We start from the raw sequence: 22,575 nt of genomic DNA on the forward strand, positions 1-22,575 counted from the left end.
TATGAATCTTCTTGAGCGTGCATCCTTCATAACGCAGTAGGATGGCCATGACTCGACGGGCATGCTGCTTGTCGCGCGTAGTCTGAATAATCTTGTGCATTCGGCGTCGCTCTGGGCGAGGTAGGGGTGGTAAGATCGGCATGAACTCAGTCCTTTGGGTGTCGTTTTGTTTTGTTTGGCGACTGATCAGATCGCACAAACTGGACTGAGTTCCCTTCCTTCAGTGATCTACTATTCGGAACAGCTATTTAGAGGGTTCGTATTTTATTGTGTCATTCTGATGCCAAATTAACGTATGAGCAACGAAATACAAAACCCTCTGCATTACAACATAGACACTAAATTCATTGAAAACCAAAAATGCTACGTGTTGCGAATTACATTGAATTTTTATGTGTTTTTTGGAGTGTGCTTTCTGATGAATCGCCTAAAGTCTGCGGTAGAACCAAAGTAATTTGGATATGCCTTTTTAAGGCTTTGAGCATTTTTCGCTGAAAGTAATACGCACATTAAAATATCAGGATCTTTTTCACATTCATTCAATTCGCTCAGGGCTTCAGGAGTTTGATCTAATTTAAATGTTTTAACCCCAACATCCATCTTAAAACTATTCTCACTGATAAATTTAGCTGAAGACAAAGAGTTAGAGTGGAGAGTCACTAAGCACATGCCAATATTTTTTGGCGACTTAAGCTCCTTTAATCCGTGAGTTGCAGCTTGAATGCCTACCGAAAATGTTGTTAGTTTTCGAGTTGCGTCTAGCTGAACTTCAAGTTCATGAAGCCTTTCCTCTAAATGCTCCATATCCGATTTGTCTAGTTCATACGCTTTTTCATCATGTGCTACAAGCTTTCCGGCAACTGAAAAAAATTCACGCCAAAGAGGGTGACCTCCCATGCTTGTTTTTAACTCGATTTGCTCAAGTGTATCAATGATCTCAAGACTTGTTGCCCAAGCATGTTGTAATTGAGTTCTAAGTTGTACTTCTACTTTTGTTTTCTTCCAATTGTGACCATCTTCTTCATCATCAAAGCAACTATAAACAAGATGAACCCCTCCGTACCCACTTTCTTTTGGAGTCAAATAGTCAGATATATTAACAATTTTATGAACTGAACGACTTTTTAATAATAATGCTTGAAGTTCTTTGAGTTGTTTTAAATTCTTAACTATAGCTCTGCAACCTCCAATATCTTGCATGCGTGTTAATTTTATAGCGTTGTCACTTATACCATCTAATGAAGGGCGTTCTAACTTGTTAATAATTGTAGGTAAGCGCTTCAATCTACGAGCAACAATAATATCATCTGACACTCGATTTGATGTTCTAACTAAATGATTTTTCATTAACATCAAAGGATAAGCGTGAAGCTCACGATAATTTTGAATTTTATTGATAGCGTCTTCTCTAGTATCTCCTTCGCAGCCATGCCTGATGTCGCGAGCAGCCTTGTCTATTGCCTTTTTCGAATAACGTAAGATTACTTTCTGCTTTTCATATGTTTGATTTGCCATAGCTCCCCCAATACATAACATTTGTAGTTCTGCGAATTCGCATCTCTTGTGGTGATTTTTCGCATGTTTTTGGCCGACGACAAAATACTGCATATTAATAGCCATTCCAGATGGCTAATTTCTGTTATGCCATTCGGCCACGCTACCACCCGAGCGTTTGAGGCTGCCACTGCCTGCCATTACGGTTTTCAAATGTATCTATTTTGACGACGGGAGTGGGGAAGGGCAATGGCCAGGATGAAAAAGCGGGATGCAAAATGCCTGGCGATGAGCAAGCCAATAGGTGAACAAGCCAATAAAAGTGTCATCAATGAGTCATGGATCAGTAACAGTGCTTCGCTAGTTTGCCCTGCAACAGGGTGGCCTGGATTTTAGGTTCTGAACAGTTGTGTTTATGGCTTGAGCCTGGCCACCCGGCTTCTCACTGTTAAAGGGTTATGGTTACGATGAAAATAGCAAAAATGAAACGTCTGGTTGCTCATGGGGTATTTTGCGCACTCGCCGGCTGGAGCGGCACCGTCGTTGCCACCGACGCCGCCCCCCACAGCCTGGCGGGCTGGGCGGTGCTGGATCAGTCCGCGCGTGAAGCGGGCCCCACGTCAGGCCAGTTTATCAGCGGCAAGTTTGGCGTGGCCCCACCCTTTATCAAAACCCAGCCCGTGCCCGGATGGTCGGGCCTGCTGAACAACCATGACGGCACCTTCACCGCCCTGCCCGACAACGGCTTCGGCGCCAAGGGCAACTCGGGCGACTTCGTGATTGGCTTCTACCAGGTCAGGCCGCAGTTCAGGGAGCAGGGTAACGGCACCACCAAACCGGGGCTGATAAAGAACGAAAGCTTTACCCCCTTTAATGATCGCAACAATATCCTCAACAATGGCCAGGGTGTGGATCTGTTGATCACGGCCGATCTGGAACATTATCGCCACGGTGATGGCATGGGTCAGAATTCGGGCATTCCGGTCGCCGCCGACATCAAGGCCGGGCGGTTGCTGACCGGTTACGACTTTGATGTGGAGTCCATCGCCCGTGCGGATGACGGCAGCTACTGGGTGGGTGAAGAGTTCGGGCCTTTCCTGCTGCACTTCGGCCCCGACGGCACCCTGCTGGAAGAGCCGGTGCCCCATCCGGTGCTGGTTAGCCCCAACCACCCCCATGCCCTTGCTCAGCCGGCCACCGCCACCCATGGCAGCAGCCGCGGATTCGAAAGCCTGGCCTTTGACGAGAACAACGAGTTTCTCTACGCCGTTCCGGAAGCCGCACCTGTGGTGGACGCGCTGCGCCCGGTGCCGGGTGACGAGCGGGTGCTTGAAATCTTCCAGTTCGATCCGAAAACCGCTTTTTATACCGGCGTGAATTTCAAGTATCGCAAGGATGGCCCGGCCACCGGCAACGATATCGTGATTGGTGACATGACCAATGTCGGCAAGGATACCTATGTGCTGATTGAGCGTGACGGCAAGTTCGGCGCCGAGGCCGAAATCAAGCGGCTGTATATCGTTAATCTCAACGAAACCGACGAGAACGGCATTTTGAAGAAGCGCCTGCTGGTTGACCTGCTGGATATTGATGACCCTGAGGATATCGGTGGTCCCCTGGCCGGTCTGGCAGAGAAGAAGTTCACCATGCCGTTCGACTCCATCGAGTGCGTGGTGGTCATCGATGGTAACACCCTGGGTATCGCCATCGACACCAACTTCCCCACCGAGGATGGTCGCCAGCCGGGCGTGCCCGACAGCACCGAGTTTATCAAGCTGACATTCAACACCCCCTTGGCGGAGCTGGCATCGCGGAGTTAAGCCCCATCAAACTGGAAGCCGAAAGGCCTTGCATCGAGCAAGGCCTTTTTTGTTTGTCCGGCGATGCCGGCCAACGGCAGTGAGCCGGCTGCGGCAGCGTGAGGATGGCAAGCATGAAACATAGCGCACTCGGTCAGATTCATGCGGTACCGATGGTGGCAGTCCAGTCCGGAAATACCCTGCGGTAACCCGCGCAACCCGGCACCGACTCCGGCAGTGGGAGCGAGGTGTCGCACCCGGATTTGTTTGATCCCTGCGGCGTTAATGGCCGGATTCGATTGAAAATAGCTGATAAAATGTGCTAAAAGTTCACCGGCGGGTTGAACCCGAATTCAGGGCCGACGGGGATCAGGCTGGATGCAAGATCATGCATCAATAAATAAGCCCTGAATGAAACCGAAATCAAGAAAGCAGGCATTCATAGTAACGGCGGGAGTCCGGTTGGGTTTAGGGTTTTGGCCAACTCGAAACCAACCGGCTTTACCGCCGTTTTCTATTTCTCGCAAACCTGCAATCAACCTTAAATTCTTGTGCATTTTGTCAGAGATAACAGATGAAGAATAAACATTCGGATAGCCGTGGGGGGCGCAGTATTCGGCGTCTGCTGGGCCTTTTTTTTGGTATTGGTCTGTTAGTTGCGCCGGGCCTCGTCGCCGCCGAGGACCAGGTGTTCGGCGACTGGCGTGTTGAGTGCAAGCAGCCGCAATGCCATGCGTCCCAGCAACTCTATGTGGGAGAAGGCGACAAGCGTTCTCGGGTGCTGGCCGCGTCTGTGATGAAGGTGAAGGATCAGCGGGTGCTGCAGCTTGTATTCCCGCTCGGGGTCGATCTCAGACCCGGTATCGTCATCAGAATTGACGACTCCAGGGAACAGCACTTTTCCTTTACCACCTGCGTCAGCGATGGCTGTGTGGCGCTGCTCCCCCTCAATTCCGAACTGTATGCCGGCATGAAGGCGGGCAAGGTGATGAAAGCCGGATTCCGGCCCTTCACGTCGGAGCAGACACTGGTGGCGGAACTCTCCTTGTCCGGCTTTACCAAGGCCAGCGCCAAGGTGCGCTGAGCTGAGTCCGGCGGGTAATCAAAATAAATCGATGTGAAAACAGGAATGACAACGGAGGTTCCAGGGAAGATGAGGCTCAAGCCATTGGCAATGATGATAAGTGGAGTATTCGTATTCGGCCTGACGGCCGAGCACAATCTCCAGGCCGCAGAAGTAGGGGTGAGCCGGCAGAGTGTAGAGGATGTGAGCCCACAGGAGGTTGCAACAGGCGAGCATCGCCTGTTGATTACGGCCCGTCCCGGTGAACTGCAGTCCACCCACGTGCAGGCCAATGGCCTCCGGTTGTTTGTAACGCTGTCTGCGACCGCGGATCTTGAGCAGTGGCGAGCCAAGGCCAGGGCGCTGCTGGCCCAGCCCTCCATTTTTCACAAGGCTTATGTGCAGACCATCGGTGAGCGAAATCACCTGGTGGTTGAATTCATGCGGCCGGTCGACCTGATTGACGAAACGGTGGCCCTCAACGGCGACAGCCGTCTGAGTTGGGAACTGCTGTTGCGCGAACGGCCGGTGGACTCCTCCCTGCAACTGCTGGAGCAGATAAAGGTCGAACAACGGGGCAATCTGTACGACCTGTCTTTCAGCGGTCATTCGGAATTGATTGTCGAAGTCTCGCTGGTCGATCAGAGCCGCAAGCTGGTGGTTGAACTGCCCGGTGTCGCCAAAAATGCGGTGAAGCTGCCGGCCATGCCGGAGTTTCTCGGTACGCCGCAGGTGGAATCGCGGGCCGGTGGCGGCTCGGTGCTGATCTTTACCCCGGCCATGCCAATCGATTTGCTCGATGCCCAGATTGGCAGTGACGACGCCGCCGCAAAAAGCGTCATTCATCTGATACTGGTGCCCGATGCCGCGGTACAGCAAGAAGCCGCCGTTCCCGCCTCCCTGCAGATGACCCAGCTCAGGTCGGGCTTCGGACTTGAAGTGGCCGGCCCTGAATCGGTAGAGGCCCGGGGTTACTATCTGACCGCGCCCAGCAGGCTGGTGGTGGATTTCCCCGGCACTCCGGCAGAGGCGGTTTCCGATCTGGTCAGTGGTTTTGCGGCCGATGAGCGCTTCATCCAGAGTGTCAGATACGGTGCCAGCGGGCTGGGTTCCGCCCGGGTGGAACTGACGCTGAATACAGCCTATGCGGACGGGCTGGCGCGCACGGTCACTCCCTTTATCGACCGCCATGCCGGTGCCCTGACGGTGGTGATGCCGCAAGCGGCGATTCAGCCGCAGGAAGGATTTCCCGATGAGCTGAAAGGGATCGCCGGGTTCGAGCTCGATACCTTGCGTCATGTGGCCGCGTTCGATTTCACCAGTCAGCCGGTGCTGAGCATCGGCTCGGTCACACTGGACGACAAACACTACGCCAGTGTGGCGGATGTTCCGGCGGGCGAACGTTATCGCCTGCTGGATCTCGTCGATGAGGCGCTCCGGCAGGATCCGACCTACCTTGCCGCCAAGGCCGAGTTCAGGCGCGCAGCGAGGTGCTGCCACAGGCCAGGGCGGATTATCTCCCCCAGCTCAGCTTCAGTTACCAGCATTCCGGCAAGCGGCAGACCGTCAACGAGTCCGGCTCCATCCCGACCGGCGATTACAATGTGCCCGGCTACAACCTTGCCCTGAACCTGACGCAGCCGGTCTATCGCCGTGCCAGCCTGATCGCCATCGATCAGGCGGAGGTGGCGGTCGAACAGGCCAAGCTGGCGCTGCTGGCCGCGGAGCAGGACATGCTGATGCGACTGACTACCGCCTATCTGGATGTGCTGGCGGCCCGGGACGAGCGCGATCTGGCCGAGGCCGAGCACAATGCGGTCACGGCCCAGCTGCAGCAGGCGCAAATCCGTTTCAACAGCGGCCTGCTCAGCCTGGCCGACTATAACGAGTCGCGCAGTCTGGAAGCCCTGACGCGGGCTCGCCTGATGAAAGCCGATTTCCAGTACGAGGATGCCCGCCTCGGCGTCAAGGAAATTGTGGGTCAGGAGGTGGAAAGCCTGCACGGCTTCAACGCCGACTTCCGTGCGGCAGCGCCCTTCCCCGAACGCGTCGATCGCTGGGTCGGGGCGGCCCTGGATCAGAATCTGGCGCTGCAGGCCCAGCGGCTTTCTACCAACATCGCCCGGCAGGAAATCGGCCGGCGCAGGGCCGAGCATCTGCCAACGGTGGATCTGTTCGCTTCTGCGGGGCAGCAGGTTTCCGAAAGCACCCTGTTTTCCGACACGCGCCAGGATGTGAACGAATTAGAGGTGGGGATTCGCGTCAATGTGCCGATATACAGTGGTGGCCGGACCGCATCACTGGTCAGGGAGTCGGCGGCGAGGCTGGATCGCTCCAATCAGGAACTGGAGCGGGAATACCGCAAAACCGAGCGTATCGTGCGTTCCGCCTATGCGAGCCTGGTCTCCAGTACGGCCATGCTGGCGGCTCTGCGTGAGGGGATCCTGGCGCAGGAGATACGCCTGGCGACGAGGCTCAAGGGGTTCGAGTCCGGTGTGGAAACCTCCGTTTCCGTGTTGGACGCCTATCAGAGCTACTATGCGGCTCGACGTGATTTCATGAATGCACGTTATGAGTATCTGAAGAATCGCCTGACGCTCAAACAGGCGGTCGGCAGTTTGGCCCGTAATGACGTGGCCGATCTGGACCTGATGCTGGAACAGAAGTAAGCGACCTGAAGATACCGGACGGAGAACACCACTATGGGTAGTGCAATCAAAGGCTTTAGAAAGGGATCTCTGCGCGCACGTGCACTGAGGCAGTGGCAGGGCATGATCAAGCGATCTCTTGAGTCCCAGGTGGTGGTCACACAGCGCATGCCGACCGGTGTGGTCGAGCCGATGGAGCCGCGCTATCTCCTATCCGGTGACCTGATGGTCGTGCCGCCGGCCCCGGAACAACCCTCGCCGGAGCCGGTGATCAACCTCGCCCTAGAGGCCGAGAAGAGTCTGGTTGCCGCCGCCCGTCCCGTGGATGAGGTGGCCGATACGGAAGCCGCCGATACCCTCGTCGATCAGGTCATTTTCGTCGACCAGGGAGTGGAAAACGCCGACACCCTGATCCAGCAGGTACTGTCCAACTCCGCTCTGGATAGCAGCCGCTATGAAGTGGTCTTTCTCGACGGTCTGAGTGATGGGGTCGAACAGGTTGGCCAGTGGCTGTCCCGTTATCAGGACCTGAACGCGGTACACCTGATCTCCCACGGGGCCGACGGCCAGATTAGCCTCGGTAATACGGTGCTGGAGCAGGCGACGCTGGAACGATACGGTGATGTGCTCGCCCGCTGGGGCGAGGCGCTGTCGGATCAGGGCGATATCCTGATCTACGGCTGCTCCGTGGCCGGTATTCCCGAAGGGGAGGCGCTGGTGCAGGCACTGGCCGACCTCACCGGTGCCGATGTTGCCGCATCCGACGACCTGACCGGTAGCGAGACCTTCGGTGGCGACTGGGAGCTGGAAGTTCGGGCGGGCCTTATCGATGTGTCGATGCTGCTCGATGGTGGTAGCTGGCAGGGGCTGCTGGCGGACTTTACCTCCGATTCAACCGATGAGAATTTTACCGGTACGGCCACCGATGACCGCTTCGTGTTTGGCGATGACTGGGGCAGCGATGCGGCCACCGGCGCGGGTGGCAACGACACACTCGATTTCTCCGGTGTCACCCGGGATCTGGTGTTCACCGTGGACGGTGACACCGTCACTGTCGCCTATGCCGACAGTGATGAAACCGACAGCTTCACCTTCGATGCCACGGACGGCGGTTTCAGCATCATCGGCGGGCAGGGCAATGATGAATATCGGCTGCTGGACGGTGCCAGTCTGCAGTCCGTGAGCGATGGCCAGGGCCAGGACAAGGCGATATTCCTCAATGCCGTTGCGCCGGTGACCGTTACCCGTCACGAAGACCGTAGTACCGATGTCAGCAATCAGGGCAGCTACAACCTTTCCGGGATCGAATCCCTGACCGGCCATATTTCGCTCGGCAACAGCATGGTGTCCCAGTTGTCGCAGAGTCTCGGCAGTTGGGAGGAGTTGATTGCCGAACTGCTGAACGATTCCGTTCTGTCGGCCGAACTGCCCCTGCTGGGCATGTCGGTCGGCGGCCTGCTGGCGCAGGGGTTCAGTGAAAACCAGCTGTCCACGGCAGAAGGCGCGGCCACCACCTTCCTGAATGACTTGCTCACCGTCAGCAACGACACCCTGACCGGCCTGACCAACCTGGGTGACCTGGCCGATGCGGTGGCGGCCGAGTTGAACGGGCTGGTATCGGGTGAGTTGTTCTCGGTGGCAGCCGGTGTGCACGACTGGTCGGAACTCAGGCTGGATCTGTTGTTCGATGCCACCCGGAGTCTGACACTGACACCGGAGCTGGACGAAAGTCTGACCGACGATCTCGCCCAGGCGGGGCTGACGCTGTCGGCGTTCTCCAACATCGAGCTGCAAGCCCGGCTGGAAGGCGCCGTTTCCATGGGCGTCAGGCTCGATGAGCTGAGTTCGCTGAACCCGACCGATGCGGCCGATCTCGGATTCATCCGCATGTTGCCGTTCAACCTGGGAGTGTCGGCCAGTGCCGATGACCTGGCCCTGAATGTTGGACTGAGCGAGACGGTGTTCGGCTCGGGCGCGGGCAGCATTGGCGTGACCGGAGGACGGCTGGCTCTGGCGGCCGAGGCCGGTTTCGCCATCGATCCGGCATCGCTGGACAGCCAACAGCGAGTCACCCTCGGCGCGGTGCCGGAGCTGAACCGCTGGAGCAGCGGCTCTCTGGAGGCGGATCTGCCGCTCTCGGCCCGGCTTGGCAGCTACGATCTGTCTTCGTTGGGCACCCCGCGTCTGGTGCTGGCAACCGACCGGCTGTTTGTCTATCAGCAGGACATTCTGCTGGTGAGCCGGCCCGATGTCAGTTTCGATATCGAACTCAACGCGACGTTGGCCGCCGACATTCTGACCGCGCTGGACCGCCTGAAAGACAGTGGCGACTTCGTACTGAATAACAGCTTCTTCACCACCACACTGCCGGGCCTGGGGGCTTCCCTGGCCGATCTGTTCTCCGCCGATGACAGCAGCGAAAACACCCTGAATCGCATCTTCAACCTGAAGGAGGCGGCAGAGGCCTATTATGCGACCACCACGCTGAATACGGGGACTGACACGGCGACGGTCGGAGGGCTGGTCGATGCGCTGAATCAATATCTGTTGTCGGCCGCCGCCATGCCGTTCGATTCCGCCCAGGCAGACTGGAGCGGGGCCATGCTGGCCTATACCGACTTCGGCGGGCTGGATTTGAGCGGGTTCGACTTCGGTGGCGCGGATCTGCGTAACGCCAATTTTGTCGGCGCGGATCTGACCGGCGCCAACTTCGCAGGCGCCAACCTCGGCGGCGCCGTGTTCAGCGACACCAGCGGCAAGGCGGTGGCCCGCCAGGCCAACTTCTCTTCCGCCAACCTGTTTGGTGCCATGCTCGCCGGCCTGGATCTGCGGGGGGCGGTGTTTACGGCAGCCGATCTGAGCGGCGCCGATCTGACCGCGGCCTCGCTGGTGGCGGCCAACTTTGCCCGCTCTCTGGTGAGCACCACCACCCGGGTGCAGAATGCGATCTTCTCCGGCAGCGCCGCCGCCGAACTGCAAGCGGCCGAGGGCATGGCCGATATCGTCGACCTGACGGCTTCCGCCGGTGCCGACCTGTCCGGCTTCGATCTTTCCGGGGTCGATCTGTCCGGGCTCGACCTGAGCAATGTGATACTGACCGGCGCCAACCTGACCGGCGCCAATTTGCAGGGCAGCAACCTGCAGGGAGCCGAGCTGACCAATGCCGTGCTCGCCAGGGCCTTCATTTACGGGGCACAGTTTGATGCCGCCCTGGGCGTGGCCCCAGACGCGCTGGCGTTTGCCGACAGCGTGGATACCTCGGATCTGGCAACCACAGGCTTGAACTCGGCACTGCTGTTGCTGGCCGAAGGCACCAGTCTGGCCGGCTTTGATCTGTCCGGCGTGGATCTGAGCAACCTGGACTTCACCGGTATCGACCTGAGTGGTACCTCACTGGCGGGCAGCAACCTGAACGGGGCGTCCCTGGCCGGTGCTATTTTGAGTGATACCACCGACTTTACCGGTGCCTCTCTCGAGGGTGTGGCGGACTTGCCGTCGGAACTGAAGGGCATCTTCGCACGGGCCTCACTGGCCGGTGTGGATCTGACCGATACCGTGCTGGATGGGTTGAACCTGGCCGGTGCCGACCTGACCGGTGCCGTGCTGACCGGCGCCTCTCTGCTGGGCGCCGACCTGCGGGCGGCGATCATCAACGACATCACCGCGGCGGGGGCCGATGCGGCTGCCATTATGGATGCGGTCACCTCCGCCCTGAGTGGCGCCCTGTACGACAGCCTGACGGCGATGAACGAAGCCTCTGCGGCGGCCTATCAGGCCGCGATGGCGCCGTTCGCGCTGGATGACGTCTTTACCGAAGGGGCCTCCGGCCCGCTGTTCGCCTTTCAGGGGGGCTTGAGCTTCTCCGCCGACGGTATGGGGCTGTTGTTCAACCTGCAGGTCAACATCGACAAGCAGGTGGCGCGGGACTTTGCCGTCAACAACACCGATCTGCTGGTCGAGGCCGGTAATCTCGCCCCCGAATTCGAGCTGGCCGCCACCGCCGTCGCCCGCCTGGTCGCGGCGCTGAATACCGATCTCGGTGTCGACATGGTTGCCAATGGCGGGGGCTTCGATACCGAGTCCTGGCTGCGACTCAACCGGCTGGATGCCGGCGCCCGGCTGGCGCTGACCGGACTGGACGCCAGCCTGTCTCTGGCGGGGCTGGCCGAGGTTCAGGTGCGTGAAGGGGTGATCGATCTGCGCGCTGCGGCCCAGGTCGAGCTGGCCGATCCGGACAATGCGGATGGCCTGAACCGCATCACGGCGACCGATATCTCCAGTGCCGGCGGCATCAACGCCCTGGCCGGGCTGACCACTACCTCCAACCTGCGTGGCAGCCTGTTGCTCAATGCCGCAGGGGCCGGTTTCAGCCTGAACGACTTCGGCCTGCCGACCCTGATCTTCCGGGCGCCGGAGTTGATCTCCCGAAACGCCGACACCGGGGAGTGGCAAGTCGCCACCCCCGAGATGTATCTGGATGTACGCATCACCGAAACCCTGAAAGACAGCATCCTCGACCTGCTGGGCAGCATCGACGAGACCGGTAACGCGGCACTCGACAACCCGGTGCTGAACGGCAAGATCCCGGGGCTGGATAAAAGTGTCAACGAACTGCTGGGCTTCGACAGTGACGCCGGTGATGGCGCCAGCATCGACGTGTTCAAGCTGCAGGATGCGGCGTCGGCCTACCTGAACGACTTCGGCTATACCACCAATGACTTTCCGTCCCTATCGGGTCTGGTTGAGTCGCTGAACCTGGCGCTGTCCCGTGATCTGAGCATTCCCTTTACCACCAGTCAGATGGACTGGAGTGGCTTTGATCTGGCCGGCTTCGACTTCGGCAAGCTGGGCATCGATACCCTGCGCAATTTCGATTTCAGCGGTGCCAACCTGGCCGGTGCCGACTTCCGTGGCCTGGACCTGTCCGGTGTGGACTTCAGCGGCGCCAACCTGGCCGGCGCCCTGTTCGACGGTGCCAGCCTGCTGCGTAACGCCACCTTTGATGGTGCCACTCTGACCGGCATCGACTGGAGCAACGTCGACCTGCGCGGGCTGAACTTCTCCGGCGCCGATCTGCGCGGGGCCCTGTTCACCGGCCTCGATCTGTCTCGCATCAACCTGAGCGGTGCCAACCTGAGCGGTGCCAACTTCAGTGGCGCCAACCTGCGCTGGGCCGATCTGGTCGGGTCCAACCTGTCCGGTGCCGATCTGTCCTTTGCGCTGGCACTGGACGTGGACTGGTCCAGCTGGTTCGCCGGCGACCTGCGCTTTGACGCCAACACCAAGCTGACCGGTCTGATCGTGGATACCGATCTGCGCAGCCTGTTTGGCTCTCTGGCCTCAAGCGTGTTGCGCCTCGGCAGTGGCCTTGATCTGTCCGGCTGGACCGACAAGGACTGGAGCGGCTGGGATCTGTCCGGCATCGACTTATCCGGCATCAACCTGAGCGGCTTCGATCTGTCCGGCACCAACCTGCGTGATGTGCGCTTCAACGGCGCTAACCTGCAAGGTGTAAACCTGTCGCGAGCTCTGGCGCTGGATGTGGACTGGAGCGGTGTCACCGGCACCCTGGCGGATATCGGCGGCATGCTGTCGAAGATATTCGATGGTTCCCTACCAAGTGCTACTACCGGCAGTGCGACCACCTGGGCCAGCGGCATCGACCTGAGCGGTTTCGACTTCTCCGGCTGGGACCTGAGCGGGCTGGACTTCGGCGGCATTAATCTGGGCGACCTGAAGCTGAGCTGGTCGATGCTGACCGGTGTGAACCTTACCGGCGCCACCTTCGGCGCGGTGGACTGGACCGGCTCGCGCTGGTCAAAGGTGACGCTGCCCAGCGGCACCCTGTCCGGCAGCTTCCGCAACGTGGACTTCGGTGATTTCAGCTTCAGCAGCGATATCACCTGGTCGCTGACCGGTGCCGACTTCGTTGGTATCAATCTGACCGGTGTCAGCGGTATCGGTGACTTCCTCACCAATATCAATAGCGCCTGGACCACCTCTGGCAGCTTAACCCCCCTGGATTTCGGCTGGGTCGACTTCTCCGGTCTCGATCTGTCCGCGCTGACCGGTCTCAGCAGTACCCTGTTCCAGTTCGGCAGCTTCCGTGGCGCCGATTTCAGCGGCATGCGCCTGCCGAACATCGGCGTGGACTGGAACTTCTCCGGCCTGGATCTGTCGCTGGGTAACTGGAATGGGCTGACCGTCGATGGCGGATACCAGCTCAACCTGGACGGTGCCCGCCTGCTGGGCGCGGCGCTGGATATTGGCAGCTATATCGGTACAGCGACCGGCGCCTTCTATGATGGTCTGACCCGCTTCGGCAGTGCCAGCGCCGAGTTCATCGCCGGTCTGGAGATGGATCAGGCGGTGCTGGACAGCGTGTTCGGCGAGCCGCTGGACGGTCCGCGTATCGCCATCAGCCCGATGTTCGATACCAGCGGCAGCGAGGTGATCCTCGGCTTCAATCTGGTCAGCAACATCGATCAGATGCTCAGTTTCGGCTTCGACTTCGCGCTGGGTGATGTACTGACGCTGGGGGCCGATGGCCTGGCGCGTTTTGCCTTGGCGCTGGATCTGGATGCCGGTATCGCGCTAGCCACCCGTACCGGCTCCACGCCGGTGGGCGACATCCCGCTGCCGGAGCCGGGTGATTCCGATATCTTCTTCAACCTCAACCGCTTCGATACCGGTGTGGCGCTGGAACTGTTTAATATTCAGGCCGCCCTTGGTACGACCGGCTTTGCCGGAGCCAGCATTACGGAGGGTGAGCTCAGCGTGCGGGTGGCGGCCAGCATCACCGCCGAAGATCCGGATAACACCGATGGCAAGGGGCGCATTACCCTGAGCGACCTGAGTGCCGCCGGTTTCGATACTGTGTTCGACCTGACGCCGGCGATGGCGCTGGATGGCCGTTTCGTATTGGGTGGCGACCTGGGCGGCTTCAACGTCACCGACTGGGGCAACCCGGTGCTGACCATCGGCTCCAACATCGTCAACGGCGCCTTCGTGCCCGACTATTTCTTCGATGTCAGCATCGATGCGCAAGCGGTGCGTATCAACCTCGCAGATCTGTTCGCCGAGGTGGCCTCGGTCGGCAGTGCACTCGATGGTTCCGATTTTCTTGATGCGATACTGCCGTTCCTGGACACCAGCCTGGGCAACCTGCTCAAGAGCGAAGACGGGCGCACCCTGGGCGATCTGCTCTCGTTCCAGCGCGTGGACCTGGATGCCGATGGCAACGAGGTTCGCACCAGCGTGCTGGCAGATTACTATGCGAATGCCGATGACCCTACCTACAGCGGCCTGATCGACTGGCTGCGCGACTTCCTGGGCGCGACCGGGTTCTATTCCGACCTCGAATCCCTGTTGCCGAGCCAGTATGGGGAATCCGCACAGGGGCCCTTCACCATAGGTGGTGGTCTGTTTCTTGATGATCAGAATGAGATCCAGCACCTCAGTATCGATGCGACCGGTGGCAGCTATACCCTGAACTTCAGGCAGGGCGGAGCGGACTACACCACCGATGCTATTGCATACAATGCCGATGCCGATGCCGTGCAAACCGCACTGAGAGAAGCGCTGGGTGCCCTCTTTGACGACACCACCAAGCTGACAGTGACCGATGAGGGCAACGGTGTGCTGGCCATTGCCTTCGCCGGCAACTGGGCGGCGACCAACGTCGTTCAGCTGCGGGCCGACAGCAGCAACCTGACCGGCGGGCAGGCGCGGGTCACCACCGCCCAGCAGGGCGGCAGCCGTGGTCTGTCTCTGGATCTGGGATTGAATCTGGGCAAGGCGCTCTCGCTGCCGTTCAATCTGGGCACCGGGCTGGACGAGCTGGGTTTTGCGCTCAAGGGCGACGGCACCCTGGATCTGAATGCCTTGCTGAATCTGGATCTGTCCTTCGGCCTGGCGTTCGACAGCCTGGCGGACCTGACGACCGGCGACAGTTATTTCTTCCAGGCCCGGGATATTTCCGCCCAGGTGGTGGCCGGCACCGACAGCTTCAACGCCGCCGTGTCACTGGGCGTGCTGGATGCCGAGATCGACAATGGCAGCGTTCACTTTGTGGCCGATGCCGGTGTCACGGTCAAGAACAGTGCCACCGCTGCGGCCGTCGGTCAGCGGGTATCGCTGTCCGACTTCGCTGCCGCCGCGAGTCTTTCAGATTTGATTGACGCCTCGGCAACAGTCTGGGCCGAGGCCGACTTCCCGCTCAAGGCCAAGCTGTTCGGCGGCGATCTGACCAAGCTGACCGGTGGCGAAAACCCCAGCATCGAGGTGTACTGGGGCAGCGCGGCGTTGCCGATTGACTTCGACCTGATCGCAGATACCGACCCGGTCATCAAAAAGAAAAACCTGACCAATCTGGCCAGCCTGTCGAACATGACACCGGCCATGATGGTGCAGATGCTGGTCAATATCGGGGACTTCCTCGACCAGTTCCGCGACTCCGAGGCCTTCCAGATCCCGATTCCGTTTACCGGTACCGATCTCGGCGATGCGTTCGACTTCGCCTACGGCTGGACCAAGGTGCTGAACGAGAAGCTGCAGGGCGTGCTCAGCTTCGACCTGACCAGCGAGCAGCCGGTGTCACCGCGCCTGAGCGATGATCTGGCCTTCGATCTGGTGTTGCAGCGCCCGGGAGACCTGGTTGCCAGCAGTTATACCGTGACCCTGTGGCAGGCCGATACCCAGAGCTTTACCCATATCAACGAGCTGGCGGACTACATCAGTGGCCGTATTTCGCAAGCCACCGATGGCGCCTTGCAGTTGCAGGACAGCCTGCCGCAGTGGGTCAGCGATACCACGACGACCGATACTACCGCTACCGATACCGGCAGCGCCAGCAGCACGGCGGTGACGGGAACGGCGGCCAGCGTGAGCGAACAACAGGCCGGTGGTGAACCGGTCAATGCCACGTTGCGCGTCGAGCTGGGCACCGCGACCGGCACCCTGTCGCTGTCGTACAAGGGGAAAGCGGCCGAGACCCTGGCCATCACCGCGGCCATGAGCGATCCCGACATCGCATCCGCCCTGGCCGGGACCATGGCCACCGCGGTAGGGACCGTTGCCGACAACATACGGGTGACCGGCAGTCGCGGCGAAGGCTTCCGCATCGAATTTGCCGGTGCCGTGTCGGGCCGGGCCTATACGGCCGACGACTTCAGCTACAGCATGAGCGTGTCGTCGACGGCGACCTCATCGGTTACCGAAACCGAGGCCCATACCACCGGTGGCGGCGAAGTGAAGGTGCTGACCTTCACGGGGTATGCGGCCGGTACCTTCGAATTGCAGCTGATGGGGCAGACCACGGACCCCATTCGCTATATTGCGGATCCCACCGGCACCCTGCAGGGCAAGATGATTCAGCAGGCGCTGGAGAAAATTGCGGGCGTCGGCAATGTGAAGGTGACTTTCCCGCAGAAAGACCCGCTGGATCCCACCGGCAAGAAGGCAAACTATGGTTCTGCGCCCAAGTTCCTGATCGAGTTCAAGGGTGACTTGGCCAACCAGGACATTCCGGACATGACGGTGTACTACGGCAACCTGAAAAACGGCACCTATGTCCCCGCCGGGGAAAGCCGTGGCGTCACCATCGCCGAACTGACGCCGGGGCAAAACGCCTCGGGTGAAGTTCAGACGGTCAGCGTCAGTGCCGATCCGGCGACGCCGGCAACTTTCGATCTGAGCTGGAGTTATGGGGGCAAGACCTGGACGACTGGTGTTACCCCGTCGGGTACGCTCTCCAGCGATATCACGGCGTCTGCCCTGCGGGCCGCCCTGCTCAATGCCACCTCCGGTGCCAGCCGTCTGGGCGACATCGACGGTCTCGAGATTGCGGTGCGTCAGGTGGCCACGGGCAGCTGGAAGGTGAGCTTCGGCGGCATTCTGGCCGGCCAGGAACTGGCAGAGCTGGCGGTGGTGAACCTGTCCAATGCCACCACCCCCGATGTTGCCATGGGGACAGTCCAGGAGGCCTATTTGCGTAACGAGGTGCAGAGCATACTGCTGGGCGCCTCCGTGGGCGATTACCGGGTGCAGCTGGGCAGTGACGGCGCGCTGTCCGGGCGCTTCGCGGCAACCGCCTCTGCCGCCGAGCTTCAGGCCGTACTGCAAGCCATGCCGGACATCGGTGTGGGCAATGTCAAGGTCACCGGCGAGTCGCAGCGCTGGCAGGTCGAGTTCACCGGACGGCTGGCAGGGCAGGATCTGCCGTTGCTGCAGATGAGCCCGCTGCAGTCCATCGCACTGGCGCCGGTCACCGCCGCCGCTGGCGAAACAGTGACTCAGGTGGTTGAAATCAAGTTTGCCGACCAAAGCACCTACGCGGTCGGTGTCGATATTGCCAACATGAGCATGGCCGAGGCGCAACAGGCGCTGCTCGAGGCACTGGAACAACTGGATGGCGTCGGCGCCGGCAACGTCAGCGTGGTGGCGGCACCGACGCCGGTGGGCGAAAGCCAGCGCTGGGATATTCTCTTTACCGGCGAGCTGGCCGGCAAGACGGTTCAGGCACTCAACCTGAATGTCACGCTGAACGTGACCACCGGCGGCGTGACCCAAACCACCACAGAACAGATCGAAGGGCAGGAAATCCGGGCCAGCCTGATCCAGGTCGGTACTTCGGAGCTGCGCCCGATGGCCGGCGGCCTGACCTGGGGCAAGCTCAGCATTCGCCCGGTCAATGTGGATGACTTCACCTATGTCGCCATCATTCCGAGTGCCGGCATCCTGATTGAAGCCATTCAGACCGGCAGCGAGGTAACCGGTCTCAGCGAGGTGCAGCGGCTGACGGTCAATGATGCGGCTTCCGGCAGCTATACCCTGACCCTGACGTTCGACAGTGGCGATACCTTCACCACGGCGGCGATTGCCGCCGGCGCCGATGCGGCGACCATTCAGACCGCCATCAACGATGCCCTGGACACGGCCGGCAGCGTCAGTGTCGCGCTGGAAAACGATCAGCAGACCAACGTCTTCGAAATTACCTTCACCGGCACCCTGTCCAGGCTGGATGTGCCGCTGCTGACGGCCAGCTTCGGCGGCTTGCGCGCCTACGCCGGCGCCGAGGCCGTTGCCTACACGCTGCAGGAAGGACGTGCCGCGATCGGCGAACAGGTGGCGCGCGATGAAGTCCAGAGGCTGACGTTCAACAACGTCGCGGGCGGCATGTACTCTCTGGTGATGCAGCTTGATGGCAGCTACTACAACCTGCAGGAGCCGCTCGAAGTTCTGCCGGATGAAACCGCTCTGGATACCTGGCTGACCGGGCTCGGTATCGACATCACCGGACTCAGCCTGCATGAAAAACGGGCCGTGGAGCTGGAGCGGGCACTGCAGCTGGCATTCACCACCGGTGAGCGCGCCATTGCCGGCGCCGACGTCGCCGTGGTAGCGGTGCCGGGAGAGGGCCCGAGTGCCTTCAGCTACGACATTCAGTTCTCGGGCAGTATTGGCGAGCGTAACCTGCCGACTCTGCTGGTATTCCACAATTTGCAGGCGGTCGACACCAGCACCAGCTTCGGCAACGGCAGCTCGGCTCTGGGCTTCTCAGCCACCGGAACTGAAGCCCAGACCGAAATCGGGCCCAAGTTCAATACCCTCGAAGACTTCGCGTCCGTGCTGGCCGATGCCATCAACGAGCTGCTGCCCAGTGGGGAAACCTTCAATATCGCGGCACGGTTCGATCCGATCGCGATGGATTTCATGTTCGATATCAGCCTGTCGCCTTCGCTGCCGGCACTGGCGTTGCCGGTGTGGCTGGATATCGGCGATCTGGATCCGCTGGCTTCCCTGGAACTGTCGGGCCTGCTGGCGGTGAACGGTGGTGTCGACTTGACTACCACCATCGGCCTCGACTTCAATCGCCCTGAAAACTTCAAGATTGACAGCGGTGTGCTGGTATCGGGTGAGGTGCAGGGTACCAAGGCCGGAGGCGTGGATACGGGCTTCGCCCGGTTCCTGCAGGATCCGTCAAAGCCTTACGATTCGAGAGTGCAGGTTCAGAACGGGACAGATCCGGATACCGGTGAGCCCATCATGAAGCCCAACCCGGATTACAATCCGGCCGTAGACACCAGCTTCGATGTCAACTTCGATGGCGACCGCTACAGGGTCACCATCAGTGCGGCCTCCCAGGACGACAACAACAACCTGAACGATTTGCTGGCCGACATCCGCACGGCGCTGAGTGGTGTGGCCGTGCATGCCAACAGTGCCCTGAGTCGCCTGGGCTATCAGAATCTGGGGCAGGCCGTCGAGGTGGCGCTGGCCGCCGATGAAGCCGGTGATGAACAGCTGAGCTTTACCCTCTATGGCAAGACCATCACCGAAGCGGGCGTGGCGGCCAGCGGGGCCTTCTCTTCGGTATTCGGTATCACCAGCCTGACCACGCCAATCGATTGGCAGAGCGTCGGGTTGCCAGGTTCGCTGACGCTGGCCAACGGCAGTGCCTTCGATCTGATCATCGATGGCGCCGATGACCTGGCTTCCGCTGGCGTGACGGCGGCGACCGGTGATAACCGCATTACCGTCGGCATTGCGTCCGGTACCTATACACCTCAATCATTGATGAACGCCCTCAATACGGCATTGGCCGGCATTACCGGTGGTGAGCTGGGACCGTTGCAGACCAAGGTCAGTCACCTGGGGGAGGCCTTGAGCTTCAGCCTGGGCACGCTGCCGGATGGTACCCCGGTCATGCAACTGAATACCCAGGGCCAGCATGTTGCCTCGCTGAAGTTTGCGGCCGTGGATCATGATCCGCTGGTGCGCCACCTCGGCTTCGTGACCGACTCGCTGAACAAGGCCGGCGGGGTGTCGGTCTTCCTCGAAGACACCCTGGTCGGTGCCCGCCTGGTGGCCGGTGTCGAGCAGTTCGAAGGCCGTGCCTCCATCGGTTTTGTCGACCTGTCGATGGACAACATGCTGGCGCAGATCGATGCCGGCGTGAACGTGCGTCTGCTGGATGGCGCCGATGGCAATCCGGGTGGACGGGTCTATCTGGATGAGCTGATCGATGCCGCGACCCTGAAGGACAGCCTGCTGGGAATGCGGGGTGAGGTGGTACTGAATGCCGGTGGCAGCGAAACGCTGATCGCGGCCCCCCGAACAGAAGAGCCGGGGGTACTGACGGAGGATCTGGGCCTGAGCATCACCCTGAACGGTGATACGCTCAATGACGGCCAGGCGATAGAGCTGGATGTGAAACTGCTGGCGTCCTCGACGCTGACCAACACCAGCGTAGCGGACCTGGCCGACGACCTGAACACGGCCATCGAGACGGCAATCGATCGATGGAATAGTGCAAACAGCGACCAGCTGAGTGCTGACCAGCTGGCTGAGCTCAAGTCTCATAGCTGGGTGACGGCCGGTGACCTGGTGCTCTATAACGTCAATACCAAAACATCCACCACCACCGTGGCCGGGGCGCTGCAGTTCATTGCACCGGCGGTCGCCAGTGTCCGGGTCGAAGGCCGGCGCCTGATCGGCGAGTACATGAGCCCGGTCACCTTCAGCGACAGCAACTACACCATCGGCAGTCAGCCGATGGCCAGGTTGGTTATCGATGGCATCAGCCTCGATGCGGGGGGCCTGAATCTGTTGCCGCCGGATGTGGACCCTCGTATCGACATCAGCCTGCCGATCATCGATGTCTGGCAGGGAGCCCTGTCGTTATCGGAGGCGGTCGATATCCGGGTGATCGGTGCCGATGCGCTGACCGGTTTCGGCGATCTGTCCTGGCTGCAGGTCATCGAAGGGCTGCGCATGGCGTCGAACCTGCTCAGCCAGTTTGAAACCTTCAGTTTCCTGGATCAGGACATTCCGGTTATCGATCTCAGTGTCAACGACATGTTCGATATCGCGGTGGAGCTGGCGCGCGCCATCGAGGAGGTGGGCAATAATCCGGCGACGGGGGTGGGGCAGCTGCAGGCAGTGCTGGCCGACAGTTTCGGTCTGCCCATCTATGACCCGACCCGTCCCGAGGTGTTCGGTGTCAGCCTGGAGTACGATGCCACCTCCAATGCGGTGATGCTCAATATTCCCTACGAGATCAACCTGCTCGACAAGAGCTATCCGATCTCCATCGATCTGGCGACGCTCGGTGAGCTGATTGGCGGGTCGACGCTGCAGGATCTGATGGGTTCCGTCGGCAGCATTGTCGATGTGGGAGGCAGTGCTCTGGTCACACTGCAGTCTTCGGCCATGGTCAATATCGCGCTCGGGCTGGACCTCGCGTCCGGCGCCATGTTCGTTTACGACTACTTCGATGGCGGCACCACCGACAATCTCGATGACGATACCGGTACCTTTGCCCGTCTGGGGATGGAGGTCAACGGAACCGCGCTGGCGTTCAATGCCTCGCTGGGGCTGTTCTCGCTCGACGTCAAGGGGGGCACCGCGGATATCCTGGCTCAGGCCGGCCTCTATCTGGGCGACGATCCCGCCGGCGCGGCCGGGCAGGGCGATGGCCGTCATTATCTCGGTTCTGCGGTGTCCGTGCTGACCCTGCAGGACGGCGAGAGCGTTGCCCTGATCTGGGACGAGACGGCCGTGACCACCGGTTTCGATATCGGCGGCACCGGCACGACAGCCGATGCCTGGACCCTCACCGCCGATAACGATGACGCCTTCCGTCTGCACTTCAACGTTGCCGGGGTGGACTACCATACCCAGTCACTGGCGCGTGGCTACGATGCCGCCACGGTCAAGGCCTATATCGCAGAGGCGCTGCTGTATGGCCCAACGGCGCTGCGAGGCACAGTGAGTGTCGAACAGGTCGATGCCGAGGACCCGACCCAGGGCTGGAAGATTGTGGTCAGAGGGGCCGGTTTTGACGGCAAGTCGCTGAGCCTGGAGGTTCAGCAGTTGCGTGCCGACGCCGATGGCGGCCCCCTCGGTGCGCTGAACGAGATTCAGTGGGTCAGCATTCCTTCCGGCTCGGGTGGCAGCTTCACCCTGAGCGCGAACATCGACGGCAAGGACTACCGCACCGGCGACATCGCCTGGAACGCCGATGCCGCCACGGTGGCAACGGCATTGCGTACCGCCCTGACCAGTGGAACCAGGGCAATAGCGGGGGCCGATGTCAATGTTACCCTGCATAACGACGCCAGGCCCCAGGATGGCTGGCACATCGAATTTACCGGCTCCCTGGCCGGCCGTGGTATTTCGTTGCTCGAAGCGGATGACGGCGGCCTGACCCACGCGGGGGCGGTGGTGGCCGTGCCGGTGGTGGTGAGCAAATCCCCGGGCGTGGTCAACCAGGCCCGGGTCATGCTGGTGGCGGCGACCAGTGGCACCTTCGATATGAGCTTCGGCTATGGCTCGGCCACCAAAACCCTGACCGGCCTTGCCTGGAATATCACGGCTGAAGAGTTGCAAACCAGGCTCAATACCGCCATGGGCGGCGGATACAGTGGCATCCTGGTGGTGGACGACAGCGATAACGGCGGCTTCCTGATCAGCTTCGATGGCAACCTGCTGCGCGGCCAGGGGGTCACCGTCAGCGTGGATGGCACCAACCTGGGGGCTCGCCCTTCGGCGCACTCTACCGGGACATGAC

5 protein-coding genes and 2 pseudogenes are annotated in these 22,575 nt (G+C 60.3%); 5 read left to right on the forward strand and 2 right to left on the reverse strand.

Annotated elements, in window-relative coordinates; all coding sequences use genetic code 11:
• Together BFR47_RS17845 and BFR47_RS17590 are read right to left on the reverse strand one after the other, a co-directional pair.
• Positions 1-142 (reverse strand): annotated as a pseudogene (locus tag BFR47_RS17845) (IS630 family transposase); the annotation flags it as partial.
• A gap of 248 nt (positions 143-390) precedes the next feature.
• Positions 391-1,608, reverse strand: a complete 1,218-nt coding sequence (locus BFR47_RS17590) for a RelA/SpoT domain-containing protein (RefSeq protein ID WP_217645556.1) — start codon at positions 1,606-1,608, stop codon at positions 391-393.
• Positions 1,609-1,976: 368 nt separating this feature from the next.
• Between BFR47_RS17590 and BFR47_RS13475 the strand changes: the two genes are divergently transcribed.
• The 5 genes and pseudogenes from BFR47_RS13475 (at position 1,977) to BFR47_RS13495 (ending at position 22,574) form a co-directional block, all read left to right on the forward strand.
• Positions 1,977-3,314 carry an esterase-like activity of phytase family protein gene (locus BFR47_RS13475; RefSeq protein WP_071473551.1) on the forward strand — a complete coding sequence of 446 codons (1,338 nt, stop codon included), beginning with the start codon at positions 1,977-1,979 and terminating at the stop codon, positions 3,312-3,314.
• A 553-nt stretch (positions 3,315-3,867) separates the two neighbouring features.
• Positions 3,868-4,377: an invasion associated locus B family protein gene (locus BFR47_RS13480; RefSeq protein WP_071473552.1), complete on the forward strand. Its 510-nt coding sequence runs from the start codon at positions 3,868-3,870 to the stop codon at positions 4,375-4,377.
• 885 nt (positions 4,378-5,262) lie between these two features.
• Positions 5,263-5,490 (forward strand): annotated as a pseudogene (locus tag BFR47_RS18785) (AMIN domain-containing protein); the annotation flags it as partial.
• A 356-nt stretch (positions 5,491-5,846) separates the two neighbouring features.
• The gene (locus BFR47_RS18790) at positions 5,847-7,025 is read left to right on the forward strand and encodes a TolC family outer membrane protein (protein ID WP_083399149.1); all 1,179 of its coding nucleotides are present in this window, start codon (positions 5,847-5,849) and stop codon (positions 7,023-7,025) included.
• Positions 7,026-7,127: 102 nt separating this feature from the next.
• Entirely contained in the window at positions 7,128-22,574 is a 15,447-nt protein-coding gene (locus BFR47_RS13495) for a pentapeptide repeat-containing protein (protein ID WP_071473555.1), read from the forward strand.
• The last annotated feature ends 1 nt before the right edge of the window (position 22,575 follow it).

This window comes from Oceanisphaera psychrotolerans (genome assembly GCF_001870485.1).
In the GTDB taxonomy this organism is placed as follows: Bacteria; Pseudomonadota; Gammaproteobacteria; order Enterobacterales; family Aeromonadaceae; genus Oceanimonas; species Oceanimonas psychrotolerans.